Origin of the sequence: Amycolatopsis thailandensis (assembly GCF_042723255.1) — a bacterium.
GTDB lineage: Bacteria > Actinomycetota > Actinomycetes > Mycobacteriales > Pseudonocardiaceae > Amycolatopsis > Amycolatopsis thailandensis.
The window spans coordinates 1-21802 of sequence record NZ_JBHXJK010000095.1; the positions used below are offsets into that span (position 1 = coordinate 1).

A 21802-nucleotide genomic window follows, 5' to 3' on the forward strand; every position below is an offset into this window, starting at 1 on the left:
AGCGCAAGGAAGGGGGCCATCATGTACTTGAGCCGCCGTGAAGGTCGAGTTTCCTCGGCTGAGCCGAGGGAAGGGGGCCTTCACGGACCGGACCCGCGCTCCGCCACAGCCGGAACCCAGCAGGTACCTGAGACACGGTCGGCTCTAGCCCGAATCGCCACTCGCGACCGGCAACGTCGAACCCGCCGCGAACTTCGCGCCCTCCAGTGACGGCGGCTCCGCGAACGTCGCGACGCTGAAGTCGACAGCGGTCTCGACGACCGTGTTGTCCAGCGACACCTTCCGTTCGAAGCTCGCCCTCGTGAGCACGAACTCGCCGTGGATCGTCACGTTCTCCAGCAGGAACTTCCCCGACAGCTGGGTGTCGGTGAGGTCGAGATACGTCAGCACCTCGCAGCGATCCGCGCCGAACCACCCGACCCGCCTGCCGAGCAGCCCCAGCTTGTCGAGCCGGGCGTCGCTGAGGTTGAGCGAGAACGTCGGCCCGGTGGTCCCGCTGTGCGGCAGGATGTCGCGGATCAGCCGTTCGGCCGCACGCCGGACCAGCCGTTCGCGTTCCGCGGCGGCCTTGCGTTCGCCGTCGCCCCAATAGTCCGCGTCCGGGTCGAACTTCGGATGCTCGAACGGCCGCCGCAGGTAGGCGCACAACACGTCGAGCACCGTTTGCCGGTACTCCGGACGCGTCCTGGCCAGCCCGGCGAGCGAATGCATCGCCCCGACCCGGACCTGGTCGGCGTCGTTGCCCAGCAGTTCGATCGATTTGGCGAAGCGCTCGTCGGAGATCCGGCTGCGTTCGATCTCGTGCCGGTCCTCCTCGGTGCGCCGCCGCCGGTCGTTGAGCCAGAGCCCGTAGAGCGCGGCGATCGCGCCGCCCGCCAGAGCGCCGGTCTTGAGCGCGTCACCGCGGCTCGTCGCGCGATCCGTGAGCAGCCAGGCGGTGACCCCGACGAGTACCGCGACCGAGGACAGCAACGTCCACAACAGCGGTGACCTGAGCAGTCGTCTCATCAGTCCTTCATCACGAGCCGGGCCCGGCCGTCGGGCAGGGTTTCGACGGACCAGCCCGCCGGGAGCTCGTGATCCCTCGACGGCTCGACCACCGTGTTGTACAGCGACACCGTGCCGGGCGGTTCACCGAAACCCAGATCCGCGAAGCTCTCGAACCGCGCGCGATGCAGATCCAGCGTCTTCCCGAATTTCGCGCCGGCGAACACGGCGTTCTTCGCGAAGACGCTGTCCTTGAAGGAGGTCTCGCCCGCGAACGTCGTGCCGCGGAACTCGGCGTCTTCGGAGAATCGCACCCCGCTGAACCACGCGCGCTGCTCGAACTTCGCGTCCTCGCACCGGAAGAAGCCGATCCGTTTCTTCTTGCCCGCTCCCGCGCCGGTCAGGTACACCGGGCCGCGGAACACGCAGCCGGACAGGTTGGTGCTGCTGTACAGACCGGCGTACCGGAGCAGCAGTTTGCCGACCTTCCGCTCCGAAAGGTCGAAATACTCCAGCACCGCCCCGGTCAGATCGAGGTCGTACGCGGGGGTTCCCTCGAAATCCGCGGCCGGGAGCAGTTCCCCGATGAGCCGCTGCGCGGTCTGCCGCACCTGGAGTTCTTGGTCCTGCTCCGCGGTCGCCTTCTCCGACGAGTCGTCCCTGGGCGGTTTCGCGGTTTCGTCGTACCGCGGATGCTCGAACGGCCGCCGCAGGTACGAACACAGGATGTCCAGCACGGTCTGCCGGTAGACCGCCCGCCCCCTGGCCAGCCCCGCCAGCGCGTGCAGGGCCCCCACCCGCACCTGGTCGGCGTCGTGCCCGAGCAGTTCGACGGCCTTCGCGAACCGTTCGTCCGAGATCCGGTCCCGGTCCTGGTCGGCCCGCCGCAGCTCGAGTTCCTGCCGCTGCCGCTCGACCTCCTGCCGCCGCTCCTCGACCCGGCGGCGCCTGTCGTTGAGCCACAACGCGTACAGCGCGACGATGGCACCCCCGGCGATGCCGCCGGTCTTCAACGCCTCGCTGCGGCTGGTCGCCGGATCGGTCAGCAACCAGCCGCCGACGGCCAGCAACAGCAGGAGCGAGACGAAGAACGTCCAGAGCAACGGGGAGCGGAACGTCGGGGACCGGAGCAACCGCTTCATTCGCTCAGAATACGAAGAAGTTGCGGACGCAGAAGGACTTGTCCGGGTTGTCGTCCTTGGAGATCCCCGACCCGCTGACCTTCTTGCCCTTGACCGTGCCCTCGATGTCGCCGGTGACGAACCCGTCGCCGATGCCGGCGGTCGAGGTGATCTCCAGCTGCGCCGGCGCCGGGGCCATGATGTCGATCGAGTCGCCCATGGTCGCCTTCATGTCCGCGCAGACCAGCGACAGCGCGCCGGCCTTGTCGCCCGCGCTCACCTTCGCCATGAAGTCCTTGAGGTTCTGGACACCCTGCGGGTTGCCTTCGGAGCCCGTGCTGCCACCGCTTTCGGTGCTCCTCGGGCTGCTCTTGGGCGCGCTCGACTTCGGGCTGCTCTTCGGCGCGGAGGTCGGCGCCTGCTCGGGCGACGACGAGGGCGGCGGCGCGGCCGTGTTGTTGCCTTCGTCCTTGCCGAGCAGGAAGCCCGGCGCGACGAAACCGGTGACACCGAAGGCGATCAGCACCACGAGACCGATCACGATCCCGATGATCAGGCCGGTCTTGCTCTTCTTCGGCGGCGCGGGCGGGCCGCCGAAACCCTGCGGGTAGCTCGGGTTGTTCGGGTCCCAGCCCTGCTGCTGCGCGTTGGGGTCCCAGCCTTGCTGCGGCTGCTGCGGGTATTGCTGGGTCTGGTCCCAACCCTGCTGTTGCGGCTGCTGCTGATACTGCTGGGTCTGGTCCCAGCCCTGCTGGGGCTGCTGTCCGTACTGCTGAGGCTGACCGTATTGCTGGGTCTGGTCCCAGCCACCGGGCTGCTGTCCCTGGGGGTCCTGGCCGTAGGGCTGGCCTGGCTGGGGTGGGTAGGTCATCGGTCTCGCCTTCCGTACTGGGGCCTGAGGCTTCAGATCAGACGACCGGCGGTCAGCGCTGGTTCCGGATCCGCCCGTGCCAGGGGTTTCAGTGGCATTCTGCTCCGGAAGGTACCCCGCGTTGAAAGCAGCACGCGAAAGCGGCTCCCGGCCGAGGCCGGGAGCCGCTTCTTCACGAAATGCGCAGCTCAGCCGTTGGCCAGTGCCTGCAAGCGGTCGTAAGCGCCGTTGAAGGTGTTCTGGTCGAGCGGGCTGGAGGTGTACTGCCACACGGTGTAGAAGCCCCAGCCGTAGGGCAGCGCGCCCACGGACGACGCGTACCGCGCGATCCACAGCGGGACCGTTCCACCGAAGTTCTGCGACGAGCCGACGCAGGTGCTCCACCAGTTCGTCGAGGTGTAGATGACGGGCCAGCGGCCGGTGCGCTGCTGGTAGCGGTCGTGGAACGCCCGGATCCAGGCCCCCATCGCCGACTGGCTCAGGCCGTAGCAGGTGGCGCCGTACGGGTTGTATTCCATGTCCAGCGCGCCCGGCAGGGTCTTGCCGTCCTTGGACCAGCCGCCGCCGTTGTTGACGAAGAAGTCCGCCTGCGCCGCGCCGCTCGAGACGTTGGGCAGTGCGAAGTGGTAGGCGCCGCGGATGAAGCCCTGGTTGTACGAACCGTTGTACTGCTGCGCGAAGTACGGGTTCTTGTAGCTCGTGCCTTCGGTCGCCTTCGTCCACACGAAGCGCTTGCCCTGGCCCCACCAGCTGGCCCAGTCGACATTGCCCTGGTAGCTGGCGACGTCCATGCCCGCGACCGTCGCGAGCACCCCGGCCTCAGGCTGCGGCCGGGCCGCCTTCTCCTTGGACTCGGGGGTGGAGGTGTCCCCTTCCACGCGCCGGATCTGCGATCCGATCGTGTGGTCGTTCTGCTGAAGGTCCTGTTCGATCGACATGACCTCGGGGGACGGGGTGGCCGACGCCTGGACCGTGCTGCTGAGCAGGAGCAGCGCGGAGCCGACGGCGATGGCGATTCTTCGGGAAGTGCGCATACGACAATCCCTTCACGGATAACCCTCGCTGAGGACGGCTAACTTGCAGGTGGTAGCCGTCCGGGCACGATTGTTGACGACGGGTGCCGGGTTTGTCACTAACTTCCGTGAAATTGGTACTACACGTGGGTGATTTTCATTTCCATGTTGACGGTGTTCTGTGATCTTGTAACCCCACTCGGGCGAGGGGTCAGCCGATCGACAACGCGTGCACGCGATCCTGCGTGCCGTTGAACCAGTTCTGATCGCCGGGCAGGCTGCCCTTGTTCGAGAACTGCCAGATGGTGTGGGTCTTCCAGCTCGCGGGCAGCTCCCCGATCTCCGTGTTGTAGCGCGCGATCCACAGCGGGTTCTGCCAGAACGCGTCGCTGTTGCCGGTGCAGCGCTTCCACCAGCTCGTCGACGTGTAGATCGCCGGATGCCGTCCGGTCCGCCGCAGATAGGTCCCGGCGAACGACGCCATCCACGCCACCATCTGCGCGGGATTCTTGCCGTAACAGGTTTCGCCGTAAGGGTTGTACTCGGCGTCGAGCGCGCCCGGCAGCGTCTTGCCGTCCTTGGACCAGCCGCCGCCGTGGTCGACGAAGTAGTTCGCCTGCGCGGCGCCGTCCGAGACGTCGGGGCGCGCGAAGTGGTACGCGCCGCGGATCATGCCGACGCCGTAGGAACCGTTGTACTGCTGGGCGAACCGGGGATTGACGAAGCCGGTGCCCTCGGTCGCCTTCACGTAGACGAACTTCGCGCCCGTCCTGGACGCGGCGGGCCAGTCGACGTCGCCTTGGTGACCACTGACGTCGTGGCCGAGTGTCTGCGCTTCGCCGCCGTACAACGGCCCCACCGACACGCCGACGCCTTCGTTCAGCGCGATCTGCGAACCGGCGTAATGCTCCTCGGCCCCGTCGTATCTGGGCCCGCCTTCGCGTGCGACGGCGGGGGTCTGCACGAGCAGCAGAACCCCCGCCGCGAGGACGGCCCCCCAGCCTTTTGAACACACTCTGCGACTCATCACGTCGTCACGATCCCTCGGAAAAAGGGAATCAGCGACTCGAACATCACCCGAAAGTGTTGCTTTCCGGGCGAATAAATTGGGCCGAGTGGGTTAATCGAGCCCTAACGGCGCTCGTCCGAAAGGGCTTTGTCGAGGTGCTCCGAGGGGATGATCGCGGTGAGCCGATCGTGGGGATTGAGCGTCACGGGGTGCCCGGCGAGCAGCGGGACCATGTCCCGGCCCAGCACCGCGCGGGCGTGCGGCCATTCGCGCGGGACCAGCGTCTTGGCCGTATACGCCGGCACCAGCACCTGGCCGTCGACGTTGTGGAAGCCGATCACCGTGCGCTGGACCGGGGAAAGGGCGTAGACGAACAGCGTCGAGTCGAGGAAGACACGCGGCAGGTCGGCGGCCGGGCGGTGGTTCGTGCGCACCAGCTGGAGCAGCTGCTCGAGTTCGTTGCGCGGCTCCGGGAAGCCGAGCGCCTTGGGCGAGGGCCGGTAGCGGTCGTTGGGGTGGAAGTCCTCGACGATCTCGCCGCCGCCGTTCACCGGATACGCGCCGACGACCGCCCAGGACGGCACCGGGCCGTCGGGGTCGAAGGCCTCGTCGATGACATAAAGCCAGCTGTTGGGGTTGGCCTTGGCGTTGGCGCGCATCTCTTCGGTGATCTTCGGCTTGCCCGGTTTCCGCTTGCCCGCCGGGCTCGACGCCAACCGATCCGCCTCGTCCCGCTGCGCCATCGCCATCCCCACGTTCCGGGTGCCTGAAGGTTTGTTCGAGCTCACTCTACTGTTCTCCCATGGCCTCTTCGCGTTCGGTCGACCCCGCTGAGTTACGTGCCGCGATCACGGCGATTTCCCCCTGGTTGAGCGGATCCGGTCCGGATCCGGCCCGGCCCGAGCTGGCCGCGGCGGTGCGGCTGAGCCTGCGGACGCTGGCCTCGGACGCGCCGGGGAAGAGTGTCGAAGTGCGGGTGCCGCCGTTCGCGGCTGTGCAGTGTGTCGAAGGATTGAGCCATACGCGCGGGACGCCGCCGAACGTCGTCGAAACGGATCCGCGCACGTGGCTGGAACTGGCGACCGGGCTGCTCGGCTGGGCCGACGCCGTCGAGTCGGGGCGGGTCGCCGCCTCGGGGAGCAGGGCCGACCTGGCCCGCTGGCTGCCCTTGGTCCGCCTCTGACCCCGCTTCCGGATGTCATGAAGGGTCCCCATGGGACGCAATTCGTCCCATGGGGACCCTTCATGACACAGGTGCGGTCCTAAGCCTTGCGGCCGATCCCGCCGGAGATGGTCCGCTGAGCGGTGTTCAGCTCCTTGATCCGCGGGCCGTCCGGCCACCAGTCGGCGCACAGCTTGACGCCGGGTTCGACCATCTCGAGGTCGTGGAACAGCTCCTCGATCTCGGCCTTGGTGCGGAAGGTGCCCGAGCCCATCGGGCTGTGGATGAAGAAGTCCTCCATCTTGCGGGCGACCTCGGACAGCTCATCCTGCGGGTCGGAGAAGTGCGAGATCGCCACGTACGAACCCGAGGGCAACGCGTCGATGTACTTCTTCATGATCTTGGCGGGCTGCTCGTGCGGCCCGTTGTAGTGGTGCAGCGTCCCGAGCTGCAGCAACGCGATCGGCTGCGTGAAGTCGATGTGCCGGACGATGTCCGGGTTCTCCAGGATCCGCTCCGGCTCGAAGATGTCGTCCGAGACGAAGTGGGTGTTCTCGTTCTCCTCGAGCAGCGCGCGCCCGTGGGCGAGGACGACCGGGTCGTTGTCGACGTAGACGACCTTGATCTCCGGGTTGATCCGCTGCACGACCTGGTGCGTGTTCTCGGCCGTCGGCAGGCCGGATCCCAGGTCGAGGAACTGCGTGATGCCCGTCTGGCTGGCGAGGAACCGGCACGCGCGGATCAGGAAACCGCGGTTCTCGGTGGCCAGGTCCTGCGCCTCCGGGGCGGCCTGCTGGACCTTGCGCAGCACCTCCCGGTCGATCTCGTAGTTGTCCTTGCCGAGGAGGAAGGCGTCGTACACCCGGGCGATGCTGGCCCGGGTCGGGTCGACACCCACTGGCACTCGTTCCGTCCGCGTCGGGGCGTCGGGCATCTTGAACCTCACAAAACTGTGTCGGAAGTCTCGGGCTCTACGTAGAGTAGAACCACGTTCGCGGCGGGTAAACCGAGCCATGCCTGTCGTGTCGAGGCCCAAACGTGTACTTTCAGTAATCGGCTAGTTCCCCTGGTGAGTGTTGTCGTACGAAAGGTCCCCGGTCGATGAACGCGGTCACCCCGTCCGGCGGTGAGCAGTCCCTGGGTCCCACCGCGCGGCGGATGATCCTGGGTTCGCAGCTCCGGCGGATGCGCGAGGACGCGGGCATCACGCGCCAGGAGGCCGGCTACAGCATCCGCGGCTCCGAGTCGAAGATCAGCCGTCTCGAACTCGGCCGCGTGGGGTTCAAGGAACGCGACGTCGCCGATCTGCTGACCATGTACGGGATGACCGATCCCGGTGAGCGGCAACAGTTCCTCGACATGGTCAAGGAATCGAACGAGCCGGGTTGGTGGCGCCGCTACGGCGACCTGATGCCGAGCTGGTTCAACGACCTCGTCGGGCTCGAAGAGGCCGCGGCCCGGATCCAGGTCTGGGAGCCGCTGTACGTCACGGGCCTGCTGCAGACCGAGGACTACGCGCGGGCGATCATGAGTCACGGCCGCAAGGACATGGTCAACGAGCAGATCGACCGCCGGGTCGCGCTGCGGATGCGGCGGCAGAAGATGCTGTCGAGGCCGGACGCGCCGCGGTTGTGGCTGGTGCTCGACGAGTCGGTGCTCCACCGGCCGATCGGCGACCGCGAGATCCTCAAGGGCCAGATCGATTACCTGCTGGACATGATCCAGCAGCCGAACATCTCGGTGCAGATCCTCCCGTTCGACCGGAGCGGATACTCCGCCGACAGCGCGTTCTCGCTGCTCAGGTTCGCGGAAGAGGAATTGCCGAACATCGCCTACACCGAGTACCTGACCGGCGCGCACTACATCGACAAGCGCGACGAGATCGAGCGGTACAGCCGGGCGCTGGACATGCTCGCGGTCGACGCGGAGACGCCGGACCGCAGCCGCCAGATGCTGATGAAGCGCCGCGCGGAAATCTGAGTCACTCACCGTTGTGGGGTTACCCGCCGTCCTGGTGACGGCCGGGGTTTTCTTGTGTGCGCCCGAAAATACGACCACGAACAGTAGTTGGTCACTCGATGGTGGCTGTGGCGATCACGCTTTGGTGGTACGAAAGAGGACCAAAGTCATCACTGCACGCGAATTCTGCAGAAACTTCTGCACGTGCATTTACCGTTGCAGTCACACGTGCTAACTTTGGGATCACAGGCAAATGCACATGCAGATGCATCGCCCGAAGTACTCGTCGGGGAAGGTGGGGACCATGGCTGAACAGTTCGACAACGGCATCCCGGCCGATCGTCTTACCGGTGCGCAATGGCGCAAAGCTAGCTACAGCAACGCGATCGGCAACTGCGTCGAGGTCGCACCGCTCGCGTCCGGCGAGATCGCGATGCGCAACTCGCGCTTCCCGACCGGGCCGGCCCTGATCTACACGCAGGCCGAGATGGCGGCGTTCCTCGCTGGTGCCAAGGACGGCGAATTCGATGACGTTCTCGGGTGACACCATCACCGCGGAAATCACCGATATCGAAAGCGGCCTGCAGGAACTGATCCACCGCGGATACCAGTTCGTGCACCCGTGCGACGCGAACGGCGAGGTCCTGGCCGTGGTCGGCGTGCGGGTCCACGACAACGTGGTCGACGTGGTCCGGCTCAACGCCGAGGACGACGTCGTCGCGACCCGCCTGCCGGGTACCGAGGAAGACATCCTCGAACCCGATGTCTGGCTGTGGCGGTTCACCGGTGACGCCGTGACGGTGCTGACGGAACTGCTCGCGCTCCCGGACGAGCGGATCCCCGGCTCGCTTCACCTCCCGGAGACCGCGTCCAAGGGCTGCTGGGTCCCCGGCCGCGGCGGCACGTCCAAGTGGCTCGCCGCCAGCTAGTCACCTCCTAAGCACAGTCGACCGCCTCTGTCGAGGGGGAGCGGTCGGCTGGTCGGGGGTCGTGAGTGCCGGGCCTTGACACCTGCCCGTCACTCACGGTCACTAAGACACCCCTGCTTGAAGCGTGTCCAGTGCCACGTCGCGCGGCGCGTTGATCTCCGGCTCACCGTTTACACTGGTGGCGGCCTGCCCTCTTTCTCCCTGGGAGCACCTCGGTGGTTTCCGACCCGTCCCTCGCCGGACAGCCCGTGACCGACCAGCCCGATCCGGAACCCCGCGAGGAATGCGGTGTCTTCGGTGTCTGGGCGCCCGGAGAAGAGGTCGCGAAGCTGACCTACTACGGGCTCTACGCACTTCAGCACCGTGGCCAGGAAGCGGCCGGCATCTCGGTCTCCGACGGCTCGCAGATCGTCGTCTTCAAGGATCTCGGCCTGGTCAGCCAGGTGTTCGACGAGCAGGTCCTGCAGTCGCTGCAAGGACATATCGCCGTCGGGCACTGCCGCTACTCGACCACCGGCGCGACCATCTGGGAGAACGCGCAGCCGATCTTCCGCACCACCGCCACCGGCAGCGGGCTGTCCTTCGCGCACAACGGGAACCTCGTCAACACCGCCGAGCTGCGCGATCGCACGGTCGAAGCCGGCCTCAAGCCGCACGCGGGACTGACAGGTTCCTCCAGCGACTCCGACCTGGTGTGCGGGCTGCTCGCGGCCAACGCCGCCGACAAGGGCATCGAGGCCGCCGCGCTGGAACTGCTGCCCACCCTCAAGGGCGCGTTCTGCCTGGTCTTCGCCGACGAGTCCACCTTGTACGCCGCGCGCGACCCGCACGGAGTGCACCCGCTGGTGCTCGGCAGGCTCGAACGTGGCTGGGTGGTCGCGAGCGAGACGGCCGCGCTGGACATCTGCGGCGCGTCGTTCGTCCGCGAGGTCGAGCCCGGTGAGCTCATCGCGATCGACGCCGAGGGCCTGCGCTCCTCGCGGTTCGCGAACCCCGAACCCAAGGGCTGTGTCTTCGAGTACGTCTACCTCGCGCGCCCCGACACCTCGATCGCCGGCCGCAGCGTGCACGCCACCCGCGTCGAGATCGGCCGCAAACTCGCCGCCGAGCATCCGGCCGACGCCGACCTGGTCATGCCGGTGCCCGAATCCGGCACCCCGGCCGCCATCGGTTACGCGCAGGGCTCCGGCATCCCCTACGGCACCGGCCTGGTGAAGAACGCCTACGTCGGCCGCACCTTCATCCAGCCGTCGCAGACCATCCGCCAGCTGGGCATCCGGCTGAAGCTGAACCCGCTGCGCGACGTCATCCGCGGCAAACGGCTCGTCGTGGTCGACGACTCCATCGTCCGCGGCAACACCCAGCGCGCGCTGGTCCGCATGCTGCGGGAGGCGGGCGCGCTGGAGGTGCACGTCCGGATCGCCTCGCCGCCCGTCCGCTGGCCGTGTTTCTACGGGATCGACTTCGCCTCCCGCGCCGAACTGGTGGCCAACGGCGTCGACCTCGACGGCATCCGCCGCTCCATCGGCGCGGACACTTTGGGCTACGTCTCACTGGACGGGCTGGTCGCGGCTTCGGAACAGCCGAAGTCGCGGTTGTGCACCGCGTGCTTCTCCGGCGAGTACCCGATCGCGCTCCCCGAGGACGCGATGATCGGGAAGCACCTGCTGGAAAGCCTGGACTCGGTCAATGGCGCGGCGAAGCCCGTCAGCCCTGCCGGGTACGGTGCTGAAGACGCCATCCGGCGTCCCTAGCCTCTTCTTCCAGAGTTGGAGTCCGCTTTCGTGAGCGAGTCCACGAGCGCCACGTACGCCGCCGCCGGCGTCAGCATCGACGCCGGTGACAAAGCCGTCGAGCTGCTCAAACCACACGCCGAGAGGGCCACGAGGCCCGAGGTGATGGGTGGGGTCGGCGGTTTCGCCGGGCTGTTCTCCCTGAAGCTGGACAGGTGGAAAGAGCCGGTGCTGGCCTCGTCGACGGACGGGGTCGGCACCAAGATCGCCGTCGCGCAGGCGCTCGACAAGCACGACACCGTCGGCATCGACCTGGTCGCGATGGTCGTCGACGACCTGGTCGTCACCGGTGCCGAGCCGCTGTTCATGCAGGACTACATCGCCGTCGGCAAGGTCGTGCCGGAGAAGATCGCGGCGCTGGTCGGCGGCATCGCCGAAGGCTGTGTCCAGGCGGGTTGCGCGTTGCTCGGCGGCGAGACCGCGGAGCACCCCGGCCTGATGGGCGAGCACGACTACGACCTCTCGGGCACCGGCATCGGCGTCGTCGAGGCGTCGAAGGTGCTCGGCCCGGAGCGGGTCCGCCCCGGCGACGTCGTCCTCGCGCTCGGTTCCTCCGGTCTGCACTCCAACGGCTACTCGCTCGCCCGGCACGTGCTGCTGGACATCGCGCGCATGCCGCTCGACGGGCACGTCGAGGAGTTCGGCCGCTCGCTGGGCGAGGAGATGCTGGAGCCGACCAGGATCTACGCGAAGGACTGCCTCGCGCTGGTGGCCGAGGCCGACGTCCGCACGTTCGCGCACGTCACCGGCGGCGGGCTGGAGCAGAACCTCGCCCGCGTCATGCCGCGCGGCCTGGTCGCCCGGCTCGAACGCGGCACCTGGACCCCGGCGCCGGTGTTCGCGCTGGTCGGCCACCGCGGCAAGGTCGAGCGCGCCGAACTGGAGAAGACGTTCAACATGGGCGTCGGCATGGTCGCGATCGTCGGCCCCGACGACGTCGACCGCGCGCTCGCGATGCTGACCGCCCGGCACGTGCCGGCGTGGATCCTCGGCGACGTGCAGCCCGCGGAAGACCCGGACGGCCCGCGCGCCGTGCTCTCCGGTGACCACCCCCGCTTCTGAATTAACGGTTTGGGCCCGGGTGTCACACTGGTTCCGTGGCTGATGACGTGGTGATCGGCACCCGGTTCGTGATCCCGGGTGCCGACTTGAGCGAACGGTTCTCCCGGTCGTCGGGTCCGGGTGGGCAGGGCGTGAACACCACGGACTCGCGGGTCGAACTCTCCTTCGACGTGGCCGGTTCGGCTTACGTCCCGGAGCATCTCCGGGCCCGGATGCTGGACCGGCTTTCGTCGCGGCTGGTCGACGGCGTCGTCACGATCGCCGCGTCCGAACACCGGTCACAGCTGATGAACCGGGAAGCCGCACGAGCGCGGCTGGTGATGTTGCTGCTGGACGCGTCGGCGCCGCCGGCCGCCAAGCGGCGTCCCACCAAACCTTCACGAGGTTCGAAGGAACGCCGCCTGGCCTCGAAGAAGCGCCGCGGCGACGTCAAGAAGTCACGCCGCGGTGGCTACTCAGACGACTGAGTCGCCAGTGGTGAACCCGCGACCGCGATCGACGGGTTCACGCGTGTGGTTCTTCGTCGTGGTGAACTCCAGCTCCGCTGACCGGGACTGACAGGTGCACGCATTCGGCCGCGGTCTCGAAACCGACCCGGCCGTAGACGCGTTCCGCCTGCCCGGCGCCCGGCGTCAAGAACACCGACCGGCCGCCGCGGGCGTGTGCTTCCCGCGTCAGATACTCCGTCATCGCCGCGGCGATCCCGCGGCTCCGGTACTCCTCGATCACCCCGATGCCCGCGACCTCGGTCGCGCCGTCGAGGATCGCGGTCGCGACCCCGCCGCCGACGACGTCGCCGTTTTCGTCGACGGCCATCACCGACATGGTCTCGCCGCTCAGCTGATCCGGCGACGGGTCGAGGTGCTGATCGGGATCGGTCTCCCCGAACGCCAGGTTCTGCGCCCGGATCATCTTCCGGAGCTCGTCGGCGGTTTTCGGGGTGATCAGGCTGATCCCGGCCGGTCCCGGCTGCTCGACGACCTGCTCCGGCGTGCAGATCATCAACGGGACCCGCCGCTCCAGCGTGTACCCGCATTCGACGAGCACGGCTTCGGCCGCCGGCACGGCTTCGGTCAGGAACTCCAGACGCGGCATGAGCCCGCGCTCGCGGAACGCCTCGGTGAGCTCGGCGACGTCGTCGTGAGTGGGGACGGCGCCGTCGTCGGGGATCGCGTAATTGAGGAACGGGCTGGTGGCCTCGAGGTAGTACGTGGCCAGGAACGGCCCGATCCGCTCGGTTTCGCGGAACTTCGCCGCGGTGGTGCGGATGTAGGACTGGAGAGCACGAATGGTCTCTGAACGCACTGGTGGAAAGCCTTTCAGGCAAGAGAAAGAGACGCACGGGAAGACCCGCGTGCGTGATGGGGCTGGCATGGGCGCCGGCTAGCTCGTGCCGACGCCGCTGAAGGCGTCAGGCATGAGGCATCCCTCTTCTCTGTCAGGAAGGGCTTTCGCGCCTACCCTCGCACGACGGTCAAGCGATTTACCGCCGCTGCGGATGCGCGATGCTCGAATACCGCTCGTCCCACACCGACCTCGGGACCCGCATCCGGACGGGAGCGTCGCACACCCGCCGGACCTGCGCCGGGATCTTCACCGGCGGCCGGACGTCCAGGCGGTGCCAGAGCCGTTTGCTCAGTACGGCGCCCGTGATCGCGCCCAGTGTGTTCAGCAGGACGTCGTCGGCGGAGGTCACCCGGCCGGCTTGGATCAGATATTGCGTCCCTTCCACCAGCACGGAGACGGTCAGTGCGCCGAGCGCGATCCGGCCCAGCGACCGCAGACGGCGGGACCGCAACGGGAGCAGGGCGCCGAGCGGGCTCAACATGAGGAAGTTGCCCAGCGCTTGCCAGAGATTGGCGCCGTCGCTCAGCGCGAGACGCAGGTCGGTGCCGGGTTCGAGGTTCAGCCTGCTGCCTTGTGCGCCGGTCACCGGCATCGTGACCAGGCACAACACCAGGAAGCAGGTCAACGCGAGCGTCATGTCCACGGCGGCCGTCGCCGACGCGATGAAGCGGTCGGCTTGTCTTCGGCGCCGGTGCGCCGCGAGCAGCGGCCACCCGAGCAGTGCGTATGGGAACGCGGTGATCGCCAACGGGATCATCGCGCCGAAAGCGCGGAGCAGCTCACCCATGGCCTTCCTTTCCGGAGCGCCCAAGATCACCTTCGCATCACAAGATCGACTCGGCATGACGGAGCGAGCGCACTAAGAGGTGATCTTCTCCGGTAGCGGAAAAGGGTTTCCCATGCTTGTGACCGTCCACAAAGGAACCTGTGGACAAACCTGTGGATGGCCGTGAAGTAACCGGAAGAAGGCGTTATCGCACAAGGAAAAGCCTTGTGGGTGACCTGTGTACTACTTGCCGTGTCCGGCGAGCTCGCGCGCGCGTTCGAGCAGTTTCTGGAGGTGCAGCCCCCGGCGCACGTCACACGGGTGGGACGTCGTCCCGCTCGCCGCCATCGCGGCGAAATCGTCCAGGAGCGCGGTGTACGACTCTCCGGCCGACCCCGGTTTCCGCCCCAGAGTGCGATAGCCGTGCTCGCCGTAGACGACCACTTCGACGACCGTCGGCTGGATCGGCAGCCGCAGCGACAGGGTCGCCGTACTGGTCGCGCCACCCGCGTGGGCGAACAGGAACTGCCACAGATCGTCATCGGTGCGGTCGGCGGCGAGCACCTCGGTGATCTCGCCGAGCGCCGCGTCCAGCAGATCGAAGGCGTGCGGGCCGATGTCGGCGAGCGCGCCGGAGTCGTGCCGCCACGCCGAAGACTGGTACTGGCCGCCGAGCAGCGCACCCGAAAGCCAGCGCGCCCCGCCGCCGCGCCAGCCGCCCGTCGCCTTGATGCCGTCGAGCCACTCGCGGGTCATCGGCGAAAAACGCAAGGTCAGGACCACGAGCGCGGCCACCCCCGCGGCGTCGACCGCGTCCGCGAGCCGCCGCGCGCCGTCGAGATCCGCGGCGATCGGCTTCTCCAGGATGAGATGCTTGCCCGCTTCGGCCGCCTTGACCGCCAGCTCCGCCTGGACGGCGGGCGGCACGGCGAACGCGACCGCGTCCACCTGGTCGAGCAGTTCCTCGAAGCTGTCGACGGCCTGGGCGCCGTGCGCGTCGGCCAGCTCTTTCGCGGCTTCGGGACGCCTGGTCCAGACCGTGCTCAACGTGGTTCCGGGGTGATCGGCGAGACCCGGTGCGTGCACCGTCTTCGCCCACGGACCCGCCCCGACCAGACCCACGCGCAGCTGTCCCTGTCCCACGGGCCCAAGTCTAGGTGTGCCGCTCCGCAAGCTGAACGCACCATCGAGTTGCGTTTATTGCGTTTGTTGCGAATAATTCGGTGAGAGCTGATACTGGGACCACGCTGAACACGGGAGCAGTGATGACTGCGCTGACCATTGACCAGATCGTCCCGGGACGTCACGACATCGACGTGGCGCTCGAAGCGCTTCCGCATGTCAAGGCCTATCTGGCCAAACCTCATGAGCGGGACACCGTGCGCGTGGTCGTCGACGAGCACGAAGAGTCCCTGGTCGTTCCTCGTGGAGTCGTCGATCTGATGGCGCGGGTGCTGGCGTTGGTGGCGGCGGGCGAGAGCGTGTCCATCGTCCCGTCGCACGCCGAGTTGACCACGCAGCAGGCCGCTGACCTGCTCAACGTGTCCCGGCCCTTCCTCATCGGACTGCTCGAAGCGGGTCGGATCGAGTACCGCGCGGTCGGTAAGCATCGGCGGGTGAAGGCCAGTTCCCTCCACGACTACCTGCGTGAAGACGACCAACGGCGCCGCGAGGCCGCGGACGAGCTTTCCGCCCTGAATCAGGAGATGGGGCTGACCTAGCAAGTGGCCTTCGTGGTCCTCTTCGACGCCAACGTGCTGTATCCCAATGTTCTGCGTGATCTCCTCATCCGGATCGCGCAGAGCGGCTTCGTCCAGGCCAAGTGGACGGACGAAATCCTCGACGAGGTCTTCCGGAACCTCAAGGAGAACCGGCCTGACCTCGACCCCCGCAAGCTCGACAGGACACGGAACCTGATGAACGCCTCGGTCCGTGATTGCCTGGTCACGGGCTACGAACCACTCGTGACAGCGCTCGATCTACCCGACCCGGACGACCGGCACGTGCTCGCCGCGGCCATCAAGGCGCGGGCACGCGTCATAGTGACCGAGAACCTGCGGGACTTCCCGGAGCGGATACTCGGCCAATGGAACATCGAAGCCCAGGGCGCCGACGACTTCGTCCTTGAACGGATCGAACTCTGCGAACGCGTGGTCCTGGACGCGGTGCGGCAGATCGTGGCCTCGCGCCGCGCTCCGACGAGCGTCGCCGATGTCCTCGACGCCTTGGAGCGCTGCGGCCTGTGCCGGTCGGCCGCAGCGCTCAGGTCGGGTCAGGAGTAGCTGTAGAACCCGCGGCCGGTCTTCTTGCCGAGCAGGCCGGCGTCGACCATGCGCAGCAGCAGCGGCGGCGAGGAGTACAGCGGCTCCTTGAACTCGGCGTACATCGAGTCCGCGATCGCCTTGATGGTGTCCAGGCCGATCAGGTCCGACAGCCGCAGCGGGCCCATCGGGTGCGCGGTGCCCAGCTCCATTCCGCGGTCGATGTCCTCCGCCGACGCGAAGCCCGACTCGATCATCCGGATCGCCGAAAGCAGATACGGCACGAGCAGCGAGTTCACGATGAAACCGGCGCGGTCCTGCGACCGGATCACCGTCTTGCTCAACGCCGTCGTCGCGTGCTCCTCCGCGCGGCGGGCGGTGTCTTCGCTGGTCAGCAGCGAAGGAACCAGCTCGACGAGCGGCAGCACGGGGACGGGGTTGAAGAAGTGGATGCCGACCACCTGCTGCGGGCGGTCGGTCGCCATCCCGAGCTTCATGATCGGGATCGACGAGGTGTTGGACGCGAACACCGCGTCCTCACGCTCGACGATCTTGTCCAGCGACCGGAACACCTCGACCTTGGCCTGCTCCTGTTCCAGGATGGCCTCGATGACGAGGTCGCGGTCGGCGAACTCGCCGATCTCGGTGGTGAAGCGGAGCCGTCCGAGCGCGGCGTCGGCGTCTTCCTGCGAGAGCTTCCCGTTCTTGACGCCGCGTTGCAGCGACTTCTCGATCCGCGCTCGCCCGGAGTCCAGCGCCGGCTGGTTCACCTCGGTGATGATCACGTCCAGACCGGCACGTGCGTGCACCTCGGCGATACCCGAGCCCATGAGCCCGGCTCCGATGACACCTACCCGCGTTACGTCCGACACGGAACCCTCCTCGTATTTTGGGCAGCACGCGACACGCGAGGGTGGACCACGGAGTTCAATCCGTCCCACCCTCGCGTGTCACGCCTGCTCAGCGGCGGTATTCGTCGTACCCGTCGTACGGGTCGTCGTCGTCCCGCTTGTCGTCCTCGTGCCCGTAATCAGAGGAACTACTGGACAGCTCGCGCTGCAAAGCATCGAAGTCGGTTTCGTGCGAGCTGTACTTGAGCTCGCGCGCCACCTTCGTCTGCTTGGCCTTAGCCCGGCCGCGCCCCATGGCTCGACCCCCTCGCACAGGGGCGGGGCGGCCGGGGGAATCGGCGGCCCCGCATCGTCTCGACAATTATTTCCTGCTGACACCGTACCGTGTCTGGGGGGTTGGATGCGACGTGGCACGGTGTGCCGGTGGCGACAGTGTTCACCGAACGCCGGTTACCGGCCGGTCGGTGGCGATCGTCGCAGGTCCGCGTGCCACGATGCTCGTGTGCCACGTCCGTTCGCGGCTTATCTCCGCGTCTATGAGCCCCTGCTCGCGCTGGGGGACCCGCCGGACGAACGCCTGCTCGAGGCCGTCGAAGCGGCCCGGCTCGATCGTTCGGCCGCGGGCGAGCGCGAGCAGGCACTGTGGCTCAAGTCACAGCACGTCGGGCGGCTGTTGCCCGCCGAACTGGCGGACGGCCGGGCCGCGCCCAGCCTCGTCACCGACGTCCTCGTCCTGGATCCCGAAGACGTGCCGGAGGGTGAGCACGGCGACGCCGGCCCGGGGCCGTTGATCTGTCCGATGGAGATCCGCGCCCGCTCGGCCGCGGCGCTGGTGACCTTCCTCGGCGACGCGCATCCGGCACTGAAGAACGCCGTGCTCGACGCGGGCGGCGCTTCCTTCGACATGATCCGCTCGCGGGCGAAGTCCGCCATCGACGATCTGTCCGCTTCGGCGTCGCACACGCTCTCGACGACGTGGACCGTCCCGCTTCCGTGGTTCGTGCTGTTCGATCCCGGGATGCGCCGGGTCAAACTGGGCAAGGGCCGCGAAGACCCCGAGCGCGAGGTGTCGTGGCGGGTCTCCATCGCCGACGCGCGGCATCGCGCCCGCGAGGTCGGGGACCTGCTCGAAGCGACCTTCGGTGATTCGGGACCAGGCCGGGTGCTGCTCGAAACGCGACGCTGGCTCGACTGCTTCCACCCCGGCTCCGCGGTCGAGCTCGACTACGGCGGTCTCGTGCAGCTCTTCGCGGACTCGATCCTGCAGGCCGACACGACCGCCGAAGAGGTGCACGACATCCTCGACGCGCTCCGCACCGGCAACGTCGACGAGTTGGCGGAATTGTTCGCCGACCTGCGGGACTTCTGGGGCGACCTGGCGGCGCGGGAACGCGCGAACTAGGCCCTGTCCTAGCCGAAGAGTCCCGCGGTGACCCTCAGCTCGCCGACCGGTTCGCCGCCGCCCAGTACCGCGTTGCGCGCGAGGCCGCTCGCCTCCGCGCCCGGGTCGATGCCGAGGTGGCGCAGGGTCGCGAGCAGCAGCGGGATCCGTGCCCGCGCGGCTCCGTCGTCGATCTTCAAAGCCAGCGCGGTGCCGTCCGGGAGGGCGAACGCGTGCACTCCTTCGGCGCCGCCCTTCGAGAGCAGGCCTTCCACGCTCCGCATCAGCACGGTGTCCTCGCGGCCGGTGCCCGCGACCTGCCACGGATGCGCGCGGACGGCGTCCGCGACCCGGCGGTCCGGCCCGCCCATCGCGGTGACCAGCCTGCCGAAGGAACGGGCGAGTCCGGTGAGGGAGAACGCGAACAGCGGTGCGCCGCAGCCGTCGACGCCGACCGTCTCGATCGTCTCGCTGGTGAGGTCGGCGATGGTGGCCTGGATGACCTTTTGCAGCGGGTGGGTCGCGGCCGCGTAGTCCTCGGTCGGCCAGCCGAGCTGGGCGCAGGTCGTGAGCATCGCGGCGTGTTTGCCGGAGCAGTTCATGGCGGCGCGGCGTTTCCCCGCCGTGGCCACGGCCAGCATGCTCGGCTCGTGCAGCGGGAAGGCGGGCGGGCAGGCCAGCGCCTCCTCGGTCAGGCCCGCGCGGGAAAGCATGGACAGGGAGCCCTCGACGTGGCCGGGCTCGCCGTTGTGCGACCCGCAGCCCAGCGCGAGATCCTCGTCGTCGATCGTGAGGCCGGCGCGCAGCATCCCGACGGCCTGGAGCGGTTTGTTGGATGAGCGCGGGTAGACCGGGCGCTCGATGTCGCCCACGGAGAAGCGCACCGACCCGTCGGGAGCGGTGATCACGAGCGCGCCGCGGTGCGTGCTCTCCACGAAACCGGATCGGACGACCTCGACCAGGACGGGATTCGTCACTCGGACCCGCCGCGTTCGGTGTCGAGCAGGTCGTCGACGGACGCCGTGCCCTTGCGGTAGCGGGTCGCGATCTCGGCGTTGATCGTGTCCATCACACTCTGCACCTCGCGGCGGTACGACGAGACCGAGACCTCCTCGTCGGCGTACCTGTCGAGGGCGTTGAGCAGCTTCTCGTCCGAGAGCGTGCTGACGTCGGAAAGGTCGGTGTCGCCGATGAGCGCCTCGGCGAACCGCCGGTGCTCGCCCGCGCGGGACGGCTCCAGCCGCTGATGCCTGCCCGAACCCGTGGCCGGACCGATCGCGTTGTCCGCCAGGATCGCGGCCAGCCGCTCGACGACACTGCTCTCGCCGCCCGAACTCCGGCGCTCCTGCTCGGCCCGCACGATGTCGATCCGCGCGTGCAGCAGACGCCGCAGATACGACAGGTCTGTCTCCTCCTGCGCGGCCTCGTCACGGCGTTCGCGCAGCACGGAAAGAGTGAGCTCGCCGAGGTCGCTGAGATACCCAGGGCCGAGCACGCGGTCGATACGACGGCGACCACCGGGCCGGACTTCGATCACCCGCGTAGCTTATCGCGCTCAAGCCGAAATGTTCCGCAGGGAGCGATACCACAAGGATCTCTGCCCTCCCCTGCACCCTCCGCTGCACTGCCGCTCTTTCGGTCCCTTCCAGAGCGCGCCCCCCACCCGTCCCGGGGGCGGCCCCTGGTCCAGTCTACCGGGGGTGGAGGGGGAAAAGTGCTGGTCGGCGAGGTTGTCCACAGGTGGGCGGGGTTGTGGACAACTGGGGGGAGGGAGCTTTCGCCGCGTGTGACGTGGGGGAAGCGTCCTTCGCCGCGTGAGATGCGGGGAGAGCCCCTTCGGAAGGCGCGCGGGGCCGGTGCGGGGTGGTGGCGGGTACATGAAGGCCCCCTTGCTTGCGCCTAGCGCAAGCAAGGGGGCCTTCATGTACTTGGCGAGGAGTGAAGGTCGAGTTTCCTGCGCTCAGCCGAGGCAAGGGGGCCTTCACGCGACGCCGATGTGGCAAGTGGGGCAGGTGGGGCGAAAGTGACAGTCCCGAAGGCCGTGAAGGCCTCCTTGAGGGACCTAGAGTCCCCCAAGGAGGCCTTCACGGACCGGACCGGACCGCACGCGACCCGGAACCGGACCAGAATCCCCAGGTCAGCCCCGCAGTCGTTGGGCCGCTTCCCGGCCGGGAGCGGGAGCCTCACCCGGCACCGAGTCCGGATCGATGGCCGCCTGCACGACGCGGTCTTCGGCACCGACCAGCAGTTCCGCGCCCGGTCGCGTCGAGCGTTTGACCAGCGCCAGCGCGATCGGCCCCAGTTCGTGGTGCTGCACCACGCTGCCCACGCGCCCGACCGTCCGCTCGCCCAGCACCACCGGGTCGCCGGTTTCCGGCGTGATCTCCGGCGAACCGTCCAGATGCAGCAGCGCCATGTACCGCGGCGGCCGCCCGACGTTGTGCACCTTCGCGACGGTCTCCTGCCCGCGGTAGCAGCCCTTCGCCACGTGCGCGGCGGAGTCGACCCAGTTCACCTCGTGCGGGATCGTGCGCTCGTCGGTGTCGAGCCCCAGCCGCGGCCGCAGCGACTCCACCCGCAGCGCGTCGAAAGTCCAGCTGCCCGCCGGGCGCGCACCCGCGTCGGTCAGGCGGCGCCACCAGTCGGCGAGTTCGGCGCGGGGCACGGCGAGGTCGACGCTGTGCCGTCCCGGCCACGGCATCCGCCGCGCGAAACCGCCGGGGATCGGCGCGACCGAGTACGCGTCCGGGCCCAGCGAGACCCCCACGGAGTCCAGTACCCGGTCCGCCTCGGGGCCGAGGACGGTCAGCAGCGCCAGTTCCCCCGACGCGTCGCGGATGTCCACTTTGGACCAGAACTTCATCGCTTCGAGGTACTCGCGCAAAGTCTGCTTGCCGCCGGAAGGCAGCGCGCTGGAGGCCACCGCGCCCCTGTCGCTGTCCAGGAACACCGTGCCGTCCGAATGCGCGACGACCATGTGGGTGTCGACGCGGCCTTGGCTGTCCAGCACGAGCGCCTCGGTGCCGGTGCCCTCAGCGAGCCCGGTGACATGCTGCGAGATCACCAAATGCAGCCAGGACAACCGTTCTTCCCCGGTCACGGCCAGGATTTCGCGATGCGAACGGTCGATCACGACCGCGCCGCGCGCCGCCGTCCGTTGCTCGGCGAAGGGGTCTCCCCAATGCCACGGGACACCTTCCTCCGGATGCCCGTCGGGTGCCGCGATCGGTCCGGGAAGGTCGAGCAGGGGGGAGCGGTAGGGCATGAAACCCATGCTAGTGAGTACCGTG

Annotated in this window: 25 protein-coding genes; 10 read left to right on the forward strand and 15 right to left on the reverse strand. The window is 68.1% G+C overall.

Annotated elements, in window-relative coordinates:
- Nucleotides 1-144: 144 nt before the first annotated feature.
- The 6 genes from ACFWMR_RS30110 to ACFWMR_RS30135 all read right to left on the reverse strand — a co-directional run bounded on the left by ACFWMR_RS30110 (nt 145) and on the right by ACFWMR_RS30135 (nt 5750).
- Complete coding sequence (locus ACFWMR_RS30110) at nt 145-1008, reverse strand: hypothetical protein (protein WP_378380821.1); 864 nt, start codon at nt 1006-1008, stop codon at nt 145-147.
- Nucleotides 1008-2129, reverse strand: coding sequence for a pentapeptide repeat-containing protein (locus ACFWMR_RS30115; protein ID WP_378380822.1), 1122 nt, complete (start codon nt 2127-2129; stop codon nt 1008-1010). The genes ACFWMR_RS30110 and ACFWMR_RS30115 overlap by 1 nt, the downstream gene beginning before the upstream one ends.
- Nucleotides 2130-2133: 4 nt before the next feature.
- Nucleotides 2134-2979, reverse strand: coding sequence for a Twin-arginine translocation protein TatA (locus ACFWMR_RS30120; protein ID WP_378380823.1), 846 nt, complete (start codon nt 2977-2979; stop codon nt 2134-2136).
- Between the two features lie 188 nt (nt 2980-3167).
- Nucleotides 3168-4013: a lysozyme gene (locus tag ACFWMR_RS30125; protein ID WP_378380824.1), complete on the reverse strand. Its 846-nt coding sequence runs from the start codon at nt 4011-4013 to the stop codon at nt 3168-3170.
- A gap of 190 nt (nt 4014-4203) precedes the next feature.
- On the reverse strand, nt 4204-5019 hold the full coding sequence (locus tag ACFWMR_RS30130) for a lysozyme (RefSeq protein WP_378380825.1): 816 nt from the start codon (nt 5017-5019) through the stop codon (nt 4204-4206).
- 104 nt (nt 5020-5123) lie between these two features.
- Complete coding sequence (locus ACFWMR_RS30135; protein ID WP_093938622.1) at nt 5124-5750, reverse strand: type VII secretion system-associated protein; 627 nt, start codon at nt 5748-5750, stop codon at nt 5124-5126.
- Between the two features lie 53 nt (nt 5751-5803).
- Between ACFWMR_RS30135 and ACFWMR_RS30140 the strand changes: the two genes are divergently transcribed.
- Complete coding sequence (locus ACFWMR_RS30140) at nt 5804-6184, forward strand: sterol carrier family protein (protein ID WP_378276041.1); 381 nt, start codon at nt 5804-5806, stop codon at nt 6182-6184.
- A gap of 79 nt (nt 6185-6263) precedes the next feature.
- Here the strand turns inward: ACFWMR_RS30140 and ACFWMR_RS30145 are convergent, their stop codons facing one another.
- A complete protein-coding gene (locus ACFWMR_RS30145; protein ID WP_378380826.1) occupies nt 6264-7061 on the reverse strand; it encodes an SAM-dependent methyltransferase in 798 nt (265 codons plus the stop codon).
- A 203-nt stretch (nt 7062-7264) separates the two neighbouring features.
- Between ACFWMR_RS30145 and ACFWMR_RS30150 the strand changes: the two genes are divergently transcribed.
- The 6 genes from ACFWMR_RS30150 (at nt 7265) to arfB (ending at nt 12373) form a co-directional block, all read left to right on the forward strand.
- Complete coding sequence (locus ACFWMR_RS30150; RefSeq protein WP_093938610.1) at nt 7265-8143, forward strand: helix-turn-helix domain-containing protein; 879 nt, start codon at nt 7265-7267, stop codon at nt 8141-8143.
- A gap of 283 nt (nt 8144-8426) precedes the next feature.
- A complete protein-coding gene (locus tag ACFWMR_RS30155; RefSeq protein ID WP_005152616.1) occupies nt 8427-8666 on the forward strand; it encodes a DUF397 domain-containing protein in 240 nt (79 codons plus the stop codon).
- Nucleotides 8650-9051: a hypothetical protein gene (locus ACFWMR_RS30160; RefSeq protein ID WP_378276037.1), complete on the forward strand. Its 402-nt coding sequence runs from the start codon at nt 8650-8652 to the stop codon at nt 9049-9051. Before ACFWMR_RS30155 ends, ACFWMR_RS30160 begins: the two co-directional genes overlap by 17 nt.
- Before the next feature lie 215 nt (nt 9052-9266).
- On the forward strand, nt 9267-10805 hold the full coding sequence (gene purF, locus ACFWMR_RS30165; RefSeq protein ID WP_020632297.1) for an amidophosphoribosyltransferase: 1539 nt from the start codon (nt 9267-9269) through the stop codon (nt 10803-10805).
- Between the two features lie 30 nt (nt 10806-10835).
- Nucleotides 10836-11906, forward strand: coding sequence for a phosphoribosylformylglycinamidine cyclo-ligase (purM, locus tag ACFWMR_RS30170; RefSeq protein ID WP_378380827.1), 1071 nt, complete (start codon nt 10836-10838; stop codon nt 11904-11906).
- 35 nt (nt 11907-11941) lie between these two features.
- Entirely contained in the window at nt 11942-12373 is a 432-nt protein-coding gene (gene arfB / locus ACFWMR_RS30175; protein ID WP_378380828.1) for an alternative ribosome rescue aminoacyl-tRNA hydrolase ArfB, read from the forward strand.
- A gap of 37 nt (nt 12374-12410) precedes the next feature.
- Here arfB and ACFWMR_RS30180 read toward each other — a convergent pair whose 3' ends face one another.
- The 3 genes from ACFWMR_RS30180 to ACFWMR_RS30190 all read right to left on the reverse strand — a co-directional run bounded on the left by ACFWMR_RS30180 (nt 12411) and on the right by ACFWMR_RS30190 (nt 15162).
- Nucleotides 12411-13211, reverse strand: a complete 801-nt coding sequence (locus ACFWMR_RS30180; protein ID WP_378380829.1) for a GNAT family N-acetyltransferase — start codon at nt 13209-13211, stop codon at nt 12411-12413.
- Nucleotides 13212-13389: 178 nt separating this feature from the next.
- Complete coding sequence (locus tag ACFWMR_RS30185; protein ID WP_378380830.1) at nt 13390-14040, reverse strand: VanZ family protein; 651 nt, start codon at nt 14038-14040, stop codon at nt 13390-13392.
- Nucleotides 14041-14262: 222 nt separating this feature from the next.
- On the reverse strand, nt 14263-15162 hold the full coding sequence (locus tag ACFWMR_RS30190) for a Gfo/Idh/MocA family protein (protein ID WP_378276033.1): 900 nt from the start codon (nt 15160-15162) through the stop codon (nt 14263-14265).
- Between the two features lie 122 nt (nt 15163-15284).
- Here ACFWMR_RS30190 and ACFWMR_RS30195 point away from each other — a divergent pair, with 122 nt between their 5' ends.
- Nucleotides 15285-15740, forward strand: coding sequence for a helix-turn-helix domain-containing protein (locus ACFWMR_RS30195; RefSeq protein ID WP_378380831.1), 456 nt, complete (start codon nt 15285-15287; stop codon nt 15738-15740).
- Between the two features lie 12 nt (nt 15741-15752).
- Nucleotides 15753-16301, forward strand: coding sequence for a PIN domain-containing protein (locus ACFWMR_RS30200; protein WP_378380832.1), 549 nt, complete (start codon nt 15753-15755; stop codon nt 16299-16301).
- On the opposite strand, the gene ACFWMR_RS30205 is transcribed toward ACFWMR_RS30200, so the two are convergent.
- Both ACFWMR_RS30205 and ACFWMR_RS30210 read right to left on the reverse strand, forming a co-directional pair.
- Nucleotides 16292-17152, reverse strand: coding sequence for a 3-hydroxybutyryl-CoA dehydrogenase (locus ACFWMR_RS30205; protein WP_378380833.1), 861 nt, complete (start codon nt 17150-17152; stop codon nt 16292-16294). The genes ACFWMR_RS30200 and ACFWMR_RS30205 overlap by 10 nt on opposite strands.
- An 88-nt stretch (nt 17153-17240) precedes the next feature.
- A complete protein-coding gene (locus ACFWMR_RS30210) occupies nt 17241-17426 on the reverse strand; it encodes a DUF3073 domain-containing protein (protein WP_020632289.1) in 186 nt (61 codons plus the stop codon).
- A gap of 207 nt (nt 17427-17633) precedes the next feature.
- Between ACFWMR_RS30210 and ACFWMR_RS30215 the strand changes: the two genes are divergently transcribed.
- Complete coding sequence (locus tag ACFWMR_RS30215) at nt 17634-18533, forward strand: hypothetical protein (protein WP_093938619.1); 900 nt, start codon at nt 17634-17636, stop codon at nt 18531-18533.
- 8 nt (nt 18534-18541) lie between these two features.
- On the opposite strand, the gene ACFWMR_RS30220 is transcribed toward ACFWMR_RS30215, so the two are convergent.
- From ACFWMR_RS30220 to ygfZ, 3 genes are all read right to left on the reverse strand, one after another.
- A complete protein-coding gene (locus ACFWMR_RS30220; protein WP_378380834.1) occupies nt 18542-19489 on the reverse strand; it encodes an asparaginase in 948 nt (315 codons plus the stop codon).
- Nucleotides 19486-20049, reverse strand: coding sequence for an RsiG family protein (locus tag ACFWMR_RS30225; RefSeq protein WP_093938621.1), 564 nt, complete (start codon nt 20047-20049; stop codon nt 19486-19488). The genes ACFWMR_RS30220 and ACFWMR_RS30225 overlap by 4 nt, the downstream gene beginning before the upstream one ends.
- 600 nt (nt 20050-20649) lie before the next feature.
- Nucleotides 20650-21777, reverse strand: a complete 1128-nt coding sequence (gene ygfZ, locus ACFWMR_RS30230) for a CAF17-like 4Fe-4S cluster assembly/insertion protein YgfZ (RefSeq protein WP_093939129.1) — start codon at nt 21775-21777, stop codon at nt 20650-20652.
- Between the last annotated feature and the right edge of the window lie 25 nt (nt 21778-21802).